The organism is Corynebacterium durum (genome assembly GCF_030408675.1).
Classification (GTDB): domain Bacteria; phylum Actinomycetota; class Actinomycetes; order Mycobacteriales; family Mycobacteriaceae; genus Corynebacterium; species Corynebacterium durum.
Genome location: NZ_CP047200.1, coordinates 776822 through 792422, shown reverse-complemented (window position 1 = coordinate 792422; position 15601 = coordinate 776822). Strand labels below are relative to the sequence as shown.

At 58.4% G+C, this 15601-nt stretch carries 11 protein-coding genes and 1 pseudogene; 7 read left to right on the top strand and 5 right to left on the bottom strand.

Annotated features, from left to right (window positions below; all coding sequences use genetic code 11):
* The first annotated feature begins 310 nt into the window (after nucleotides 1-310).
* Entirely contained in the window at nucleotides 311-1264 is a 954-nt protein-coding gene (locus CDUR_RS03745; RefSeq protein ID WP_179417194.1) for a DUF1906 domain-containing protein, read from the top strand.
* Here CDUR_RS03745 and CDUR_RS03740 read toward each other — a convergent pair.
* Entirely contained in the window at nucleotides 1261-3636 is a 2376-nt protein-coding gene (locus tag CDUR_RS03740; protein WP_179417193.1) for an HAD-IC family P-type ATPase, read from the bottom strand. The genes CDUR_RS03745 and CDUR_RS03740 overlap by 4 nt on opposite strands.
* Before the next feature lie 109 nt (nucleotides 3637-3745).
* Here CDUR_RS03740 and CDUR_RS03735 point away from each other — a divergent pair, with 109 nt between their 5' ends.
* The 3 genes from CDUR_RS03735 (at nucleotide 3746) to CDUR_RS03725 (ending at nucleotide 7389) form a co-directional block, all read left to right on the top strand.
* Nucleotides 3746-5254, top strand: coding sequence for a carboxyl transferase domain-containing protein (locus CDUR_RS03735; RefSeq protein WP_179417192.1), 1509 nt, complete (start codon nucleotides 3746-3748; stop codon nucleotides 5252-5254).
* Between the two features lie 15 nt (nucleotides 5255-5269).
* Entirely contained in the window at nucleotides 5270-6022 is a 753-nt protein-coding gene (locus CDUR_RS03730) for a hypothetical protein (RefSeq protein WP_006061412.1), read from the top strand.
* A 146-nt stretch (nucleotides 6023-6168) separates the two neighbouring features.
* The gene (locus tag CDUR_RS03725; RefSeq protein ID WP_006061413.1) at nucleotides 6169-7389 is read left to right on the top strand and encodes an NAD(P)-dependent malic enzyme; all 1221 of its coding nucleotides are present in this window, start codon (nucleotides 6169-6171) and stop codon (nucleotides 7387-7389) included.
* Between the two features lie 37 nt (nucleotides 7390-7426).
* Here the strand turns inward: CDUR_RS03725 and CDUR_RS03720 are convergent, their stop codons facing one another.
* Nucleotides 7427-7786, bottom strand: coding sequence for an FKBP-type peptidyl-prolyl cis-trans isomerase (locus tag CDUR_RS03720; RefSeq protein WP_179417191.1), 360 nt, complete (start codon nucleotides 7784-7786; stop codon nucleotides 7427-7429).
* Between the two features lie 108 nt (nucleotides 7787-7894).
* Complete coding sequence (locus CDUR_RS03715; RefSeq protein WP_179417190.1) at nucleotides 7895-9256, bottom strand: citrate synthase; 1362 nt, start codon at nucleotides 9254-9256, stop codon at nucleotides 7895-7897.
* Nucleotides 9257-9818: 562 nt separating this feature from the next.
* Here CDUR_RS03715 and serC point away from each other — a divergent pair.
* The 3 genes and pseudogenes from serC to CDUR_RS03700 all read left to right on the top strand — a co-directional run.
* A complete protein-coding gene (serC, locus tag CDUR_RS03710; protein WP_179417189.1) occupies nucleotides 9819-10949 on the top strand; it encodes a phosphoserine transaminase in 1131 nt (376 codons plus the stop codon).
* Nucleotides 10950-11063: 114 nt separating this feature from the next.
* On the top strand, nucleotides 11064-12110 hold the full coding sequence (sepH, locus tag CDUR_RS03705; protein WP_179417188.1) for a septation protein SepH: 1047 nt from the start codon (nucleotides 11064-11066) through the stop codon (nucleotides 12108-12110).
* A gap of 5 nt (nucleotides 12111-12115) precedes the next feature.
* Nucleotides 12116-12979, top strand: a pseudogene (locus tag CDUR_RS03700) (DUF6928 family protein); the annotation flags it as partial.
* 236 nt (nucleotides 12980-13215) lie between these two features.
* Here the strand turns inward: CDUR_RS03700 and CDUR_RS03695 are convergent.
* Both CDUR_RS03695 and CDUR_RS03690 read right to left on the bottom strand, forming a co-directional pair.
* Nucleotides 13216-14043 carry a TrmH family RNA methyltransferase gene (locus CDUR_RS03695; RefSeq protein WP_179417187.1) on the bottom strand — a complete coding sequence of 276 codons (828 nt, stop codon included), beginning with the start codon at nucleotides 14041-14043 and terminating at the stop codon, nucleotides 13216-13218.
* Nucleotides 14043-15506 carry an NCS2 family permease gene (locus CDUR_RS03690; protein WP_179417186.1) on the bottom strand — a complete coding sequence of 488 codons (1464 nt, stop codon included), beginning with the start codon at nucleotides 15504-15506 and terminating at the stop codon, nucleotides 14043-14045. Before CDUR_RS03690 ends, CDUR_RS03695 begins: the two co-directional genes overlap by 1 nt.
* Nucleotides 15507-15601: the final 95 nt, after the last annotated feature.

Genomic DNA, 15601 nt, shown 5'->3' with positions numbered 1-15601 from the left:
TCTATCAAACCATCCACCCCCACAAAGCATGTATACCGTCAAGCCTCAAAACACCCCATTTTCAGACCTCAGCGTATGCACACTTCACACCATCCCTGCATGTCAGCACTGTTCACAAACCGCCCGGGCGCCACATCCACGAAACGCTCACCCCAACCCATTGACAGCAGTGCACCACTGTTACTATTGTGACTACTGTTAATTAAAGTTTTTCTTGTTGAGCTTGGGGCCAGCAACAGCACAAAACCTTGGCAAACACCAGACCCAACTCCACAACGAACGCCTCCACGAGACCTGAAAGAACCTGCACATGACCACGATGTTCGCTTCACGTATCAGCCGTCGCAGCCTGCTCAAGGCAGCCGCTTTCACCATCACCGCTGGTGCCCTCACTACCGCAACCGCACCGTTTGCCAAAGCAGAGCCTGGCACGATCGTCGGAACTGTCATTGATTTCGCGGCTGGCGTTCCAGATGCTCAGGCCGTCAAGGATGGTGGTTACCTTGGTGCTGTGCGCTACGTGTCGCAGCGCCGCCCCGGCGCGGAGTGGATGCTCGGCAAGCCTGTGACCAGGCAGGAAACTGATGCTATGGCGAATCTCGGCCTGAAAACTGCCAGTGTGTACCAGTTCGGCAAGGAGGAGACTGCGGATTGGAAGCAGGGCGCGGAGGGTGCTCGTGTCCACGCCCCGCAGGCAATTGAGCTTCATCGTGCTGCTGGTGGCCCGACTGGCCGCCCGATCTACGTCGCCATTGACGACAACCCCACCCGCGAGCAGTACGACAACCAGATCCGTCCTTACCTGCAGACATTCCGCACACTGCTGTCTGACGCGGGTTACTCTATGGGCATCTACGGCAACTACAACACCATCAACTGGGCGATTCAGGATGGCCTGGGCGAGTTCTTCTGGCAACACGATTGGGGTTCTGAGGGTCAGATCCACCCGCAGGTGACTATTCACCAGAAGGCTGGCTGGCAGGAGAGCGTCGGTGGCGTGACGGTGGACGTGAATAACGTGTACGCCAAAGACTGGGGTCAGTGGGCTCCCGGCGATGCTAACGGGGCGCAACCGACGACAACTGCTACCCACAACAACGGTCCCACAGCAGCAAACCTATCCTCTTCGGCACTGAATTTGACACCACAGCAGTTGCAGCAGCTTCGTGAAATTCCGGCGTTCCACAACCTGACGGTGAATAACCTGACACCGCAGCAGATCACGGAGATCACCCGCGTGGTGCAGTCCTTCTCCGCTGCTTAATCCCCATTTCGCATAATCCGCCGCAGTAGCCTCCCTTTCCACCGCCCGAATATCTGCCAGCAGGCTTCAATCAGCGCTGCCCCACCAACGCCCACGCCGATGGCTTCCAGCATGAGTCCGTGGTTGGAGTTGTCCAGCAAGAGCAGCGACCCGAGCACGGGCACGCTGAATAGCACGACGTAGAATCCGATGGCGACAGCCAGCAGCACGATTTTCCACCATTGGTAGGGCCTGGCCACGATGCACAGCACCCAGAGCGCCATGATGAGTAGCACCGCGAGGGTGGCGGTGCTGGCTTGCTGCTTCACCTCTATCGCAGCATCAACACCGGGGTTGCCCCAGATCCAGAACAGCACAGTCAGGCCGCCGATAATGGCCCCTGAGGGGAGGGCGAGCCGCAGCACCCGGCCAACAAATCCTGGCAGAGCGCGTTCATGGTTGGGGGCAAGGCTCAGTATGAAGGCGGGAATTCCGATGGTGAACCAGCCAACCATGGTCACGTGGATGGGTTGGAAGGGGAAGCTCACGCCCCAGATCGCCACAATGAGCGCCATGAGCGCTGAGTACACGGTTTTGGTGAGAAAGAGGTTGGCCACGCGTTCGATGTTGCCGATTACGCGCCGCCCTTCCCCCACCACGTGAGGCAAAGCGGAAAACCCATTGTCGAGCAACACGAGTTGCGCCACGGAACGCGTAGCCGGGGAACCAGCCCCCATGGACACACCAATATTGGCATCCTTGAGCGCAAGCACATCATTGACGCCATCCCCGGTCATGGCGACTGTGCTGCCTGTTTGTTGGAGGGCCTGCACGATGTCGCGTTTTTGTTCGGGGGTCACACGCCCGAACACCCGCCCGTTCACTACTGCCTCCCGGAAGGCAAGTGGGTCGCTGGGGAATGTGCGGGCGTCGATAGGCGGATCGGTGATGCCGAGTTGGTGTGCCACGGCCCCAACGGAGGTCGCGTGGTCACCCGACACCACCTTGACCTCTACGTTTTCCTGCTCAAAGTAGTCGAGGGTGTCGGCAGCATCGGGCCTCAGTTTCTGCCCCAGTACCACCAGCGCCACGGGTTCGATTGTCGACGCCCCGTCACCCGCCCCCAGCAGCAGCACCCGCAGTCCGCGTTCTTCCAGTGGCTGAGTCTGTTCCAGCGTTTCCGAACCTGCTGGTAGCAGCACATCAGGCGCGCCGAGCACCCAGTCCCCCAACTCCGCCAGCGAGACGCCGGACCATTTGCGGGCGGAGTCGAAGGCCACCCAATCCAGCACGTCGTCGCCGAAGCCCTCGTCACCGACGCCTTCCGCAATGGCGTGGAGCGTGTCGTTGGGCCGGTTGTCCGCAGCGACGAATCCCTGCAACACGCGGTGTACAGTCTCAAGGCTGGTGTCATCAAGGAGTTGGATGTGCTCCAGTTCCATGCGGTTTTCGGTCAGAGTTCCGGTTTTGTCGGTGCACACCACGTTGACTCGCGCGAGTCCTTCAATGGCAGGTAACTCGTTGATCAGGGCGTTTCGTCGGCCCAGTCTAACAACGCCGACGGCGAAGGCGATGGAGGTCATGAGCACCAGCCCCTCGGGGACCATGGGCACGAGCGCGGCGACCATGGACAGCAGGGCGTCGCGAAGCGGCGCGCCGGTGCGGCTGAGCTGTGTCCATATGGTGAGTATGCCGGTGGGAACCAACAGATAGGTGATCAATTGCAGGATGCTGTTGATGCCCGCCTGCAGGCGTGAGTCGGTGAGTTGGAAGCGCCCGGCCTCCGCGATCAGCCGCGCAGCATAGGCATCGTCACCGATGGCAGTGGCCTGGTAAGTTCCCTTACCAGAGGACACAAACGACCCCGAGAACACGGCGTCACCTGGTTTTTTAAGCACCGGGTCCGACTCACCGGTAAGGAGGGATTCATCCACCATGAGGCCGTCGGCAGAGCGCACCACCCCATCCACCACCAGCTGGTCGCCGCTGCCCAAATCAATGAGGTCATCCAGCACCAGCTCATCCCGCAGCACCGATATATGTTCGCCCTCTCGTACCACTGTGGGTTTTGATTCCCCCACAATGGTCAGCCGGTCCAGAGTTCGTTTGGCCCGCAGTTCCTGGATTATGCCGATGCTTGAGTTCACCACAATAAGCAGCCCGAATGCCGCATTAATCCAAGACCCCGTAGACAGCACAATAATGAGCAACACTCCCAGCATCGCATTGATGCGGGTGAACACGTTACTACGGATAATGTCCACAGTCCGTCGCCCGGTACGGCGCACGGAATGGTTCACCAGCCCCTGAGATACCCGCGTATCGACGTCCTTCTGGCTCAGGCCGCCAGGACCTGTCACGCAGTCCTCGCGCTGCGGAACCGAAACACTCATGCAGCTAACTTTAGGTGAGCTTGACATATTCGGAGCAGCCACACCCGCAGGCACCCCTACTTACCACAATTCCTGTCACCTCACCTGCCCGTCACGTTATGGTGTAACAATGACTCACACCAGCGCGCACGATCTGATTAACAAGGTATTAGACCCCGATTCTTTCATCAGCTGGGACGCACCCCCGGACTACGGCAGTATTTCACCCAGCTACGAGGCCGATCTCGCCCGAGCACGTGAAAAATCCGGCGTTGACGAGGCAGTTATCACCGGTGAAGGCACCGTAGGCGGCGTTCGAGTTGCCTTCGTTCTCAGCGAATTTTCCTTTCTTGGCGGTTCCATCGGCGCCGCCACCGCGCGCCGTATCATCGCAGGCATTCACCGCGCCACCGAGCTTGGCCTTCCCCTGCTTATCTCCCCCTCTTCGGGCGGGACACGCATGCAGGAAGGCAGCCCAGCATTCGCCATGATGGTCTCCATCACCACCGCTGTATACCGCCACAAAGACAAAAACCTGCCGTTCCTTGTATACCTGCGCAACCCCACCACCGGCGGAGTTCTGGCTTCCTGGGGATCGGCCGGGCATTTCACGTTCGCAGAACCCGGCGCGCTGCTGGGTTTCCTTGGTCCCCGTGTGGTGGAACTGACCACAGGCACTCCCATCCCGGAGGGCGTGCAGACCGGAGAAAACCTCGCCCGCCACGGCGTGATTGATGGCGTGATTTCCCCGTCACAGCTGCGAACGGCCGTGCTGAAGATTGTGTCGGTGCTGTTTCCTGCGGAGAAGGAGGAGCAAGACGTCGATACCGGTGTGCTGGACACGGAAGTGAGCATAGAGCGCAGCGCCTGGGAGAGCATCACCATCACCCGAAACCCAGAGCGCCCTGGGTTGCGGGATCTAGTGGAGGCGCTGTCCCCGAACACGGTGGCGTTGAGTGGAACGGGCGACGGCCGCACCTCCCGCGCAGTAACGGTGATGCTGGCGCGGATTGGCTCTCGTCCGGTGGTGTTGATCGGCCAGGACCGGCACAAACAGCCGCCGCTGGGCAGGCATTCGCTGGGACCATCGGCGCTTCGTATGGCGCGGCGTGGCATCCAGCTGGCGCATGAACTGCAACTACCGCTGATCAGTATTATCGACACTCCTGGCGCGGAGCTATCACAGCACGCCGAGGAAAACGCCATGGCCGGCTCTATTGCACGGACGCTGGGAGAGCTTGTCGACGTCGATGTACCCACCGTGTCCATCATCCTCGGGCAGGGCTGTGGAGGTGGCGCGCTGGCCATGCTGCCGTCGGATCGCGTGCTCGCTGCAGAAAACGCGTGGCTCTCCCCTCTTCCCCCAGAAGGTGCGTCGGCAATTATTTATCGCGACACCTCCCATGCCCCACGCATGATGGAAGAACAACGAGTGTCCGCGCGGGCGCTTGTGAGCGCCGGAATTGTTGATGACATCATTCCCGAAAAAGGCGATGCAGCTGCAGAACCAGAAGAGTTTGTTCGCCGAACAATGTTTTATATTGAGCACACCATAAAGGAATTAGAGACGTCCCCACAACGCGTTGGTAGGGAGCAACGTTTTCAACATTATGAGTCGCTAGCAAAACGCCTTATATAAGCCTATGGTGTTATTATGAATGTCTCGCATAATAACCCACAAGCATGGCTCGACCGCCTTTACGAAACAGCCATTGCATACCAAAAAGGGCACAGCGTTCAGCGCGACCGTTCCCGCACATTAGGGTTTGGCAGAGGCAACCATCTCCTTCGCACCTTCGATGAACATGCCTGGTACTTGTCGTTTGCGGCGCCGGATACCCTGCCACCCCCAACCCCAGTGCTGCACACTTATTTCACCCACGACGTGGCATTATGGACATTCACCGACATCTTTCCCTGGTCGGGTTACGCGCTTCTTGTTGTTGAAGGGACACCTCGCCTCTGCGTGGAATCCATAGACTTGAGCAAAAAGCCGGATTATCAGCCCAAGGAATATCAGGCGGAGATACAAAAACTCATAGACACCCACGGCGAGTACAGCTATTCCATTTTAGATACGTTCCCCCAACCACATTTCCGAGCACACCCCCACATGGCAGCATTAACAATGGGGACTGGAGAAATAAAACCTTTGACGGAGTTTTTGCGCATTCCGCAACAATTTATTACTGGCGATAATCCACGCCGGGGGTTGCGTAACGTGCATGTTCTTGAACAGCACTTCTTCCCCACCGCGAACGGTTCGGAGGTAGAGGTGGTGCTGGGGACCACCACGAGCTTCGACAACACCGTACTTCAGCACATATGGGCAACCCTGAACGGAAAGCTCATTATGTTTTCTGGAATGGTGCCCGCGCATAACAAGCCGGAACATCGCAACTTCTAGCTGGGAGTCACATGCCCGGTACCACACAACCAAACATTACCCTGTTGCCTTTCTCACATTCTTGACCGTAGATTAATGATGATCACCTAAGTTATCTGTAAGAACGCCGCACAATTTGTTGCTTTCCACACCAAGGAAGTGGGTTTATGTCCGATTCAAGCAGTACCGACCACATCAGCGCCGACGTTCCCGGCATCCATGGCACGTCACACGAGTTCGCTGACCTCACCGATGCCGAGATTTTCAACGCCCACCAGGGTGGAAAAATCGCAACAACCTCTCGGTTGAACCTGGAAACCATCCGCGACTTGTCTATCGCCTACACCCCCGGTGTGGCGCGCGTGTGTGAGGCCATCCATGAGGACCCTTCCCTCGCACACCACTACACGTGGGCAGGACGCAACGTGGCCATCATTACGGACGGGACTGCTGTACTGGGCTTGGGCGACATCGGCCCGCAGGCGGCACTGCCCGTGATGGAAGGTAAGGCCCAGTTGTTCCAACGCTTCGTTGGTCTCAACGGCGTCCCGATCGTCTTGGACACCACCAATGTGGACGAAATGTTTGACACCATCTGCCGCATCGCACCCTCTTTCGGCGCAATCAACTTGGAGGATATTTCCGCGCCTAGGTGCTTTGAGCTGGAGAAGCGGCTGAAGAATCACTTGAACATTCCCGTTATGCATGATGACCAGCACGGCACTGCCATGGTAGCCACCGCCGCCCTCCGTAATGCCTGTACGCTGCTGGGCCGTCGCCTGAAGAACCTTCGCGTAGTCATCTCCGGCGCGGGCGCAGCCGGCGTCGCCTGCGCAAAGATGTTGATCGCTGCTGGCGTGAAGGATGTGGTTGTTCTGGACTCCCGCGGCATCATTCACCCGGAGCGCACGCCGCTCAACAGCGTGAAGTCAGAACTCGCGGAGATCACTAACCCCCGCCGCATTCGGGGCGGAATTTCCGAGGCTCTTGATGGGGCCGACACCTTCATCGGCTTATCCCGCGGCCATGTGGGGGAACGAGAGCTGCAGCGCATGGCCCCCGATCCGATTTTGTTCTCACTGGCCAACCCAGATCCAGAAATTCGCCCGGAACTGGCCTACAAATATGGTGCCGTGGTGGCTACGGGCCGTTCAGACATGCCCAACCAGATCAACAACGTGCTGGCCTACCCGGGTGTTTTCCACGGCGCGTTGGCGGCGGGTGCCCCGAAGATCACCTCCGCAATGAAGCTTGCCGCGTCCCGTGCTATCGCCGACATTGTGGGCGATGAGCTGGACGCGGAGCACATTGTCCCCTCCCCCCTTGATACGCGGGTGGCTCCCGCAGTGAGTGCCGCCGTCCAAGCAGCGGCAGTAACCGGCCAGTAAACGCCGATGGTCGCGGCGTCGCTAGCCGAATCTAAAGCTAACCGACGCCGATCAAATCAATGATGAACACCAGCGTGCGGCCCGCCAGTGGGTGGCCGCCGCCTTCGGGGCCATAGGCAGCTTCCGGCGGGACGATGAGTTCACGCCGACCGCCGACTTTCATACCTGGGATGCCTTCCTGCCACCCAGCAATCAGCCCATTCAGCCAGAACCCAACCGGACCGCCACGGTCCCAGGACGAGTCGAATTCCTGGTTTGTTTCGTAATCAACGCCCACGTAGTGGACTTCAACATAGCCGTCTGGTTGGGCTTCTGGGCCGTCGCCCTCAATCAGATCGGCGATGACTACATCCTCGGGGGCCGGAGCTGTTTTCGCTTCGACGTGAGGCTTTTCCATCAGGCGCACTCTCCTTATGATCGTCAGTGAAAATGCCAAAAAGGGCTGGAGCTATCCCCACCAGTGTACGTGGTGCGCGATAGGGCCAGCCCTTTTGTGGTGTTATTTCTAGCGTTCGTTGCGCGGCACAAACGCCCGGTAACCTTCACCCGCGTAGATCTGACGCGGACGGTAAATCTTGGATGCGGGGTTTTCTACCAGTTCACGGTACTGAGCAATCCAGCCTGGCAGGCGACCCATGGCGAACAGCACGGTGAAGAAGTCCGTGGGGAATCCCATCGCACGGTAGATCAGGCCGGTGTAGAAGTCCACGTTGGGGTACAACCTGCGACTGATAAAGTAGTCGTCTGCCAGCGCGATCTCTTCCAGGTTGAGCGCAAGCTCAAGTAGGGAATCCCCACCCAGCTTTTCTAGCACCTCGTGCGCGGTCTTCTTGATGATTGCGGCGCGCGGGTCATAATTCTTGTACACGCGGTGTCCGAAGCCCATAAGGCGTACGCCGGGTTCCTTGTTCTTCACCCGGTTCATAAAGTCGGTGGCGTCGCCACCCCGAGCGTGAATCTCATCCAGCATTTCCAGCACAGCCTGGTTGGCACCACCGTGGAGGGGACCAGACAGCGCGTTGATGCCTGCGGCTACAGACACAAACATATTGGCCTGCGCGGAGGCGACCATACGCACCGTGGAGGTGGAGCAGTTCTGCTCGTGGTCGGCATGCAGGATGAGCAACTGGTCAAGGGCTTTGACTAGAAGCGGATCAACATCGTACGGTTCTGTGGGGAAGCCGAACATCATGCGCAGGAAGTTTTCCCGCGCGTTGAGGGAGTTATCGGGGTACATGTAAGGCTGGCCGTTGCGGGCGCGGTGTGCGTAGGCGGCAAGCATGGGAACTTTGGCCAGGAGTCGCGCGGTAGCCAGGTCGAGGTGTTCCTCGTCAAGGGGACTGAGTTCGTTCTGGTAGTAGGTGGACAGAATGTTAATGGAGGAAGCCAGCACAGCCATGGGGTGCGCATCACGTGGGAAGACTCGGAACTGTGCTTTGAAGTCTTCGTCCAGCAGGGTGTGGTGGCGAACAGAATCGTTGAAGTGCAGTAATTGTTCCTGGGTGGGAAGTTCGCCTTTGATAAGCAGGTAGCTGACTTCGTTGAAGGTCGCGTGCTCTGCGAGGTCTTCAATGGAGTAGCCACGGTAACGCAGAATCCCCTTATCGCCGTCGATGAAGGTGATGGCAGACTGCGTGGAGCCTGTGCTGACATAACCTGGGTCGTAGGTGACCAGACCCGTCTCGGACAGCATTTTCCCCAGCGCAATGCCGTCGTTACCCTCGGTTGCGCTGATGATGTCCATCTCGAACTCGCCGCCCGGGTAGTGGAGCACAGCCTTATTGTTCTCAGTAGCCACAGTTTCCCTTTCACACTTCTGTCGTTGAACCAGCCGCAAACCAGCCCGAACATACGCCCTGATGGGCATGCATACACGCTATACCGGAGATACTCTTTTTAGCCACACGAACGAAAAATCTTGAGCGGCTTCCCCACCATCGCGGTATCGCCACAAAATGGTGGGTTGTTGGCAGTGGAATGCTGAAATGCAAGCCTGACGGCTGGTCCGTCATTCATTGTTTAGTTGTCACCACTGCACCGAACCGCGTTTACCTACCATGAACAGCAATTTTTGTAGTCACGGAGACTATTTTTACAGCATCTTGGTGCGTGGAATAACCCACAGTGTAGCAAAATGTGTGATGGAAATGACATCTCAGTTTGAGACGCTAGTCACATTTCTACAGCACCTTAACTCACCTCCCTTTTTACTGTTCACATCGCCTAGATCACTTCCCCCGACAGATACCCCCGATGCCTATCGACACCACATGCGCAGGTATCAAAAACCGCGAAACCTAACCCCGAAGAAAGTAAGACCATTCATAATGGCAACGTTCAGTACTAAAGTAGGTCCAGATCCTCACCGAAGCCATGAGCACACTAGCCATGAGCTAGCTGCAAACATTCATCAAGAAAGTGCTGTGAATATGTCTGACACCACTACCCCTACCCTGCCCGCCGAACTCATTCCCCACGACGGCCGCTTTGGCTGCGGTCCCTCAAAGGTCCGGGACTCCCAAATCACCAACGTCAGCAAGGGCAACCCAGGCATCATGGGCACCTCCCACCGCCAGCCTGCAGTGAAGAACGTGGTGGGGTCCATTCGGGAGGGGTTAAGTGAGCTGTTCCAACTTCCTGAGGGCTACGAGATTATCCTGTCCCTGGGTGGAGCCACTGCTTTCTGGGATGCCGCTACGTTCGGTCTGATTGAGAAAAAGTCGGGACATTTGAGTTTCGGTGAATTTTCCTCGAAGTTCGCCTCGGCCGCAAAGAAGGCCCCCTGGCTTGAGGAACCCACGGTTGTGTCTAGCGAGCCGGGTGACGCACCAGCACCGCAACCCATGGAGGGCTGTGACCTGATTGGGTGGGCACACAATGAGACGTCGACAGGTGCCATGGTTCCGGTGACCCGACCGGATACGGATGCCTTGATTGCCATTGATGCCACCTCTGGTGCTGGCGGCTTGCCAGTGGATATGTCGCAGGTCGATGCATACTACTTCTCTCCGCAGAAATGCTTCGCCTCTGATGGTGGTCTGTGGTTCGCCGCCATGAGTCCGGCAGCCATCGAGCGCATCGGAAAGATTGCTGCCTCAGACCGTTTCATTCCAGCGTTTTTGAACCTACAAACGGCGGTGGATAATTCCCGCAAAAACCAGACCTACAACACCCCGGCCGTGAGCACGCTGCTACTCATGGACGATCAGGTTCGGTGGATGAATAACAATGGCGGCCTGGCAGGCATGGTGGACCGCACCACGGAATCATCCTCGATTCTGTACGGCTGGGCGGATAACCACGAGGTGGCATCGTGCTACGTCACCGACCCTGCGAAGCGTTCGCTAGTGGTGGGCACCATTGATTTTGCGGATTCCATTGATGCCGCAAAGATTGCTTCCGCGCTGCGGGCTAACGGCATTGTGGATGTAGAACCGTACCGCAAGCTGGGTCGCAATCAGTTGCGGATTGGCATGTTCCCCGCTATCGATTCTGCTGATGTTCGGACGTTAACCCAGGCGATCGACTTTATTGTGAATAGCGGCTACGCGAACTCCTAAAAACGCCTAAAAATTGGCACACACGGGCGTATGGAGTCCCACGTTCCTGCGCCTTTGTGGGTTATGGTGGTCTGTAAATAACAACAGTCACGTTTAGCCCTGAGGAGAGTCCGCATGCGCGAAGTGCACCTCGTTGCCAATGAGTCCACAGCTACATCGCTTGTGTTCCGCGCCGCCGACTCGGATGAGGAATTTTTTCTGGCAGTAGATGATTCCTTGCTGGAGATTTTGACCTCGCCTGACGATGTCTTCCACCAAACCCTCCCCGCTCCGCGCGTCGTGGAGCACGAGGAACCCGTTGAACTTCCGGTCGCCACCACTGAGCTGGAGTCGTCGGAGAAACAACAGAATGTGGTGGAGATGGCGGACACACCGCAGGAGACGCCGAACCTTCCGAAAAATCTACCGGAGCATCTTTCTGGAGTCACACCGGAAGAAGACGTGGATAAGGATACGCACTCCAAGCAGCCAGATCCGCATCTTTCGGCACCGCTGACGATGCGCCCGCGGGAGATTCAGGACCGGATCCGCAGTGGGGCGTCGCTGACTGAACTTGCCGCCGAGATCGGTGTTCCGGTCAGCCGCATCGAACCGTTTGCACATCCCGTGCTGGCGGATCGTGCGAGCATTGCTCAGCAGGCGAAGCAGGCGAACCCTGTGCGTGACGACGGCCCCGCCAAGCTCACCCTCTGGGAAGTCCTGGCCACGGCTTTCGCCGCACGAGGTTTGGATTTAACCACCACTGAGTGGGACGCTTACCGTGACCCCGCTCACCAATGGGTGGTTCGGGTGACCTGGCAGTCCGGCATTTCCCACAATTCCGCCGAGTGGACTTTCCACCGCAAGAATGGCACGTTGACGGTTGTTGCCCGGAACGCTAATGCGGCGGACCTCATCGATCCGTCGTTTGCGCAGCCCGTCCGCAGCTTATCCCGCGTGCCGACGACCCCCTCGGTGGAGGACACCAGGGACGATCTGCCCGTGATCACCGATGATGACGACGGCCCCGACGATACAGGTCCGGTGCACCGCCCAGCGCACCCGGCACCGACCCCCTCGCCGTCACGACGCCGCCGCAAGGCTGTCACCCCAGGGTGGGAGGATATTTTGTTGGGTGTCCGCCCATCCACCAAGCGTTCCCCTAAACGAGACGAAAGCTGAGGTCCATGGTCGCGCGTCACGACGCCGTGGTAACACTCTGGTTTATTACGGCCGCCGAACCCGCACGTACGCTCCGTGCCGAACCCAAAGCTGACCGTGGGTATGGCCGCAAATATCTGGCCCACCTGAACCCGGCCTGGCCAATCACTCCCATTGGGCAATTTGACTTGAACCGATCCGTGCCCGCCTCCCCGGGGGAGTTCTACGTGGGAGGCTACCCAGGGGTGGCCATCGTGCAGACGGTGATCAATAACGCCCACCAGCTTTCCGAGCTGGATGCACGACTGCTCACTTCTATTCCTGCGACCGACGTGTACGCGTTGGCTGCCAACCCGTCCACCGGTTTGGGCGGGATTGCGCATTGGCGCGGCGGGACATTGAAACGTTCGTTCTGCGCCCGGCGCAATCGCGTCTATGAGGATATTGGCTTCCCCGAGGATTTTGAACACCGCTATTGGAATAGCGACGACGATGCCCCGGAAGTCGGCAGCAACAACCTCCCCTTCAACCCCATCGATCTGGTGGACACCGCCCAGCAAGAATGGATCGGTGTGCCCGTCTCCCCCGACGGACCGGACATTAACATTGTCGCCTACGCCATTGACGGTCGCCCAGAACCGAAGGTGGTGGACAACCCAAAGCAGCGCAATATCGGTGATCTGGTTGCGGCAGCATCCAACAAGTTGGGTTTTAATCCCGCAACCCGTGACTATGATGACTACGAAGATGGCGAGCTTGAGGACCCCAACCCCTTAAATCGCATCGCCCAGCGGGGATTGCGCGCGTTAGGTTCCGCCCGAGACACCACGCGCATCCGGTTTCGGGAGTTCGGGTCGAGTCTGCATGAAAAGATTCGGCACACCGACCGCGACCCAAATCAACCACGCACCCAACGTTTACCCAGGCGACTTCGCCGACGCGGCAACAACCCGGAGTACTTGGGGGACTATCCAGAAGAAGACTTTTCAGAGGAGATAGAAACCACGGATACTGAGATCCTCGAGGTCGCCGAAATCACCGAAGGCATCAGCGACCATATCAGTGATCAGGCGGACATCCTCGCCTACGAACCCATTGAGGATTTCCCCGAGGATTCCGACGACCCTCACGAGCGCAAACGCTCATAAAAGGCAATGGCCGCAGCCGTTGCCAGATTGAGTGAATCGGTCCCCTCCGACATAGGTATCCGTGCCCGGGTATGGGTGGCGCGCATGGCGTGTTCGGTGAGACCTGGACCTTCAGCCCCTACGAGCAGCGCCAACCGTGGATAGGGCGTGTGCTGGGCGTCGACAAGTGCGGTGGAAAGGTCCACGGCACCTGCGTCGGGGGTGAGTGAGACAGTGTGGAACCCAGCGTGATGAAGCTGGCTCAGGCTGCGTTGCCACGTCGTGGTGGTGCCACCGAGGTGTGCGAACGGAAGCCGCAGCACATGCCCCATGGATACCCGAACCACGCGGCGGTAGAGGGGGTCGGCGCAGCCCGCGCCGAACAAGATGGCGTCCACCCCCATACCTGCCGCGTTGCGGAACAGCGAGCCAATGTTTTCGTGGTCCCCCACCCCCTCCAGCACCGCCACTGTGCTGGCATCGCGGATAACCTCGTCCACGCTCAACGCGGGGGCGCGATCAGCAGCGGCAACAAGTCCACGATGCATGTCAAACCCGGCGACCTGAGCAAGCACCTCTCGGGGAACCTCGTGGACCGGCACGTCATCCGGCACCTGGTGTGTATCCAGGAAGGTGTGCAGTTTCGGCGCGAATCCGACGATGCTCCGCACGGGAAACCGGGATTCCAGCATCCGGCCGACCACCAGTGGCCCCTCCCCGATCACCAGCCCTTTGCCGCCTGGCAGGTCTGGGCGGCTATCAGAGCTGTTGAGGTCGCGAACATCATCAAGGCGCGGGTCGCCGGGGTCGGTGATGAACATGAGCATTATCCTACGGCGGACATCACCGGATCAATAGCAAAGTACACCAGGAACAGAACTGCGATCAGCCACAGCAACCAGTGCACGGTTTTCGCGCGGCCCGTGGCTACGGCAACCAGCACGTAGGTAATAAAGCCGACGCCGATGCCATTGGCGATGGAGTAGGTGAACGGCATGATGATGATGGTCAAAAACGCTGGTAGCGCTATGTGGAACTGCGAGAAATCAATATCCTTGATCTGCGCCATCATCAGGGCACCCACGATGACCAGCACCGGAGAGGCCGCTTCAATGGGGACAATCTCGTACAGCGGCGTGAGGAACATGGCTAGCAGGAACAACACGCCGGTGACCACGTTGGCGAGGCCGGTACGGGCGCCATCAGCAATGCCTGCAGCAGAGTCAACGTAGACGGTATTAGAGGACGCGGATACGCCACCGCCCACAATCGCTCCGGCTCCTTCAACGATCAGGGCCTTCTTCATGTCGGGGAGGTTGCCATCTTCATCAACCAGCCCCGCCTGCTTGCCCAGCGCAGTCATGGTTCCCATGGCGTCGAAGAAGTTAGCCAACACCAGAGTAAACACCAGGAGGGAGGCCGAGAGCACTCCAATGCGGGAGAACGCACCAATCAAGTCCACTGCCCCAACCAGTGAGAGGTCAGGCAAACCACCAAAGGAACTCGGAATGGTGGGCACGGCCAGGTTCCAGCCGGTGGGGTTGGGTTTGCCGTCCACTACTGAGGGGCCAGCACCGGTGGCGGCCTCAATGATCATGCCTAAAACAGTGGTGAGCACAATGCCGATGAACAACCCACCGCGCACCTGCTTAGCCACGAGAATGCCACACATAATCAACCCCACCACAAATACGAAGGTTGGCCAGGATGCGATGGACCCATTAATGCCCAGCCCAACGGGAACGGTGGTGCCTGCGGCATCGGGGATACGACGCACAAAACCAGCGTCCACTAGTCCGATCATGGCGATGAACAGGCCGATACCCACACCCATGGCTGCTTTGAGCTCACGGGGAATGGCATTGAACACAGCCACACGGAACCCAGAAATCGCGAGGAGCACAATGATGATGCCGTCAATGACCACCAGCCCCATGGCTTCCGGCCAGGTCAACCCCTCCCCCGACACTAAGGTCACGGCAACAAGTGTGTTGATGCCCAGGCCGGTGGCAATGCCGAAAGGATAGCGGGCGATCAGGCCGAAGGCGATGGTCATCACGCCTGCTGCCAGTGCCGTTGCCGCCGCAACCTGTGGGATACCCAACGCATGGCCTGTGTGGTCTTCCGTAGTGCCGATAATCAGGGGATTAAGAATGATGATGTAGGCCATGGCGAAAAAAGTCACCAGACCCGCGCGGACTTCGGTTGCTACCGTGGAGCCGCGTTCAGTGATGTGGAAGAAACGATCAAGGGTGCTGGTACCCTGAGCGCTGCTTGAGCTCCCAGTCATTGTGAGTTCTCCCTATTGTTATTTAAGATGTGGTGGCACAATTTGTGATAATGCACCACCGGTTACAATGGCACTAAACTGGCCATTCGGCAACT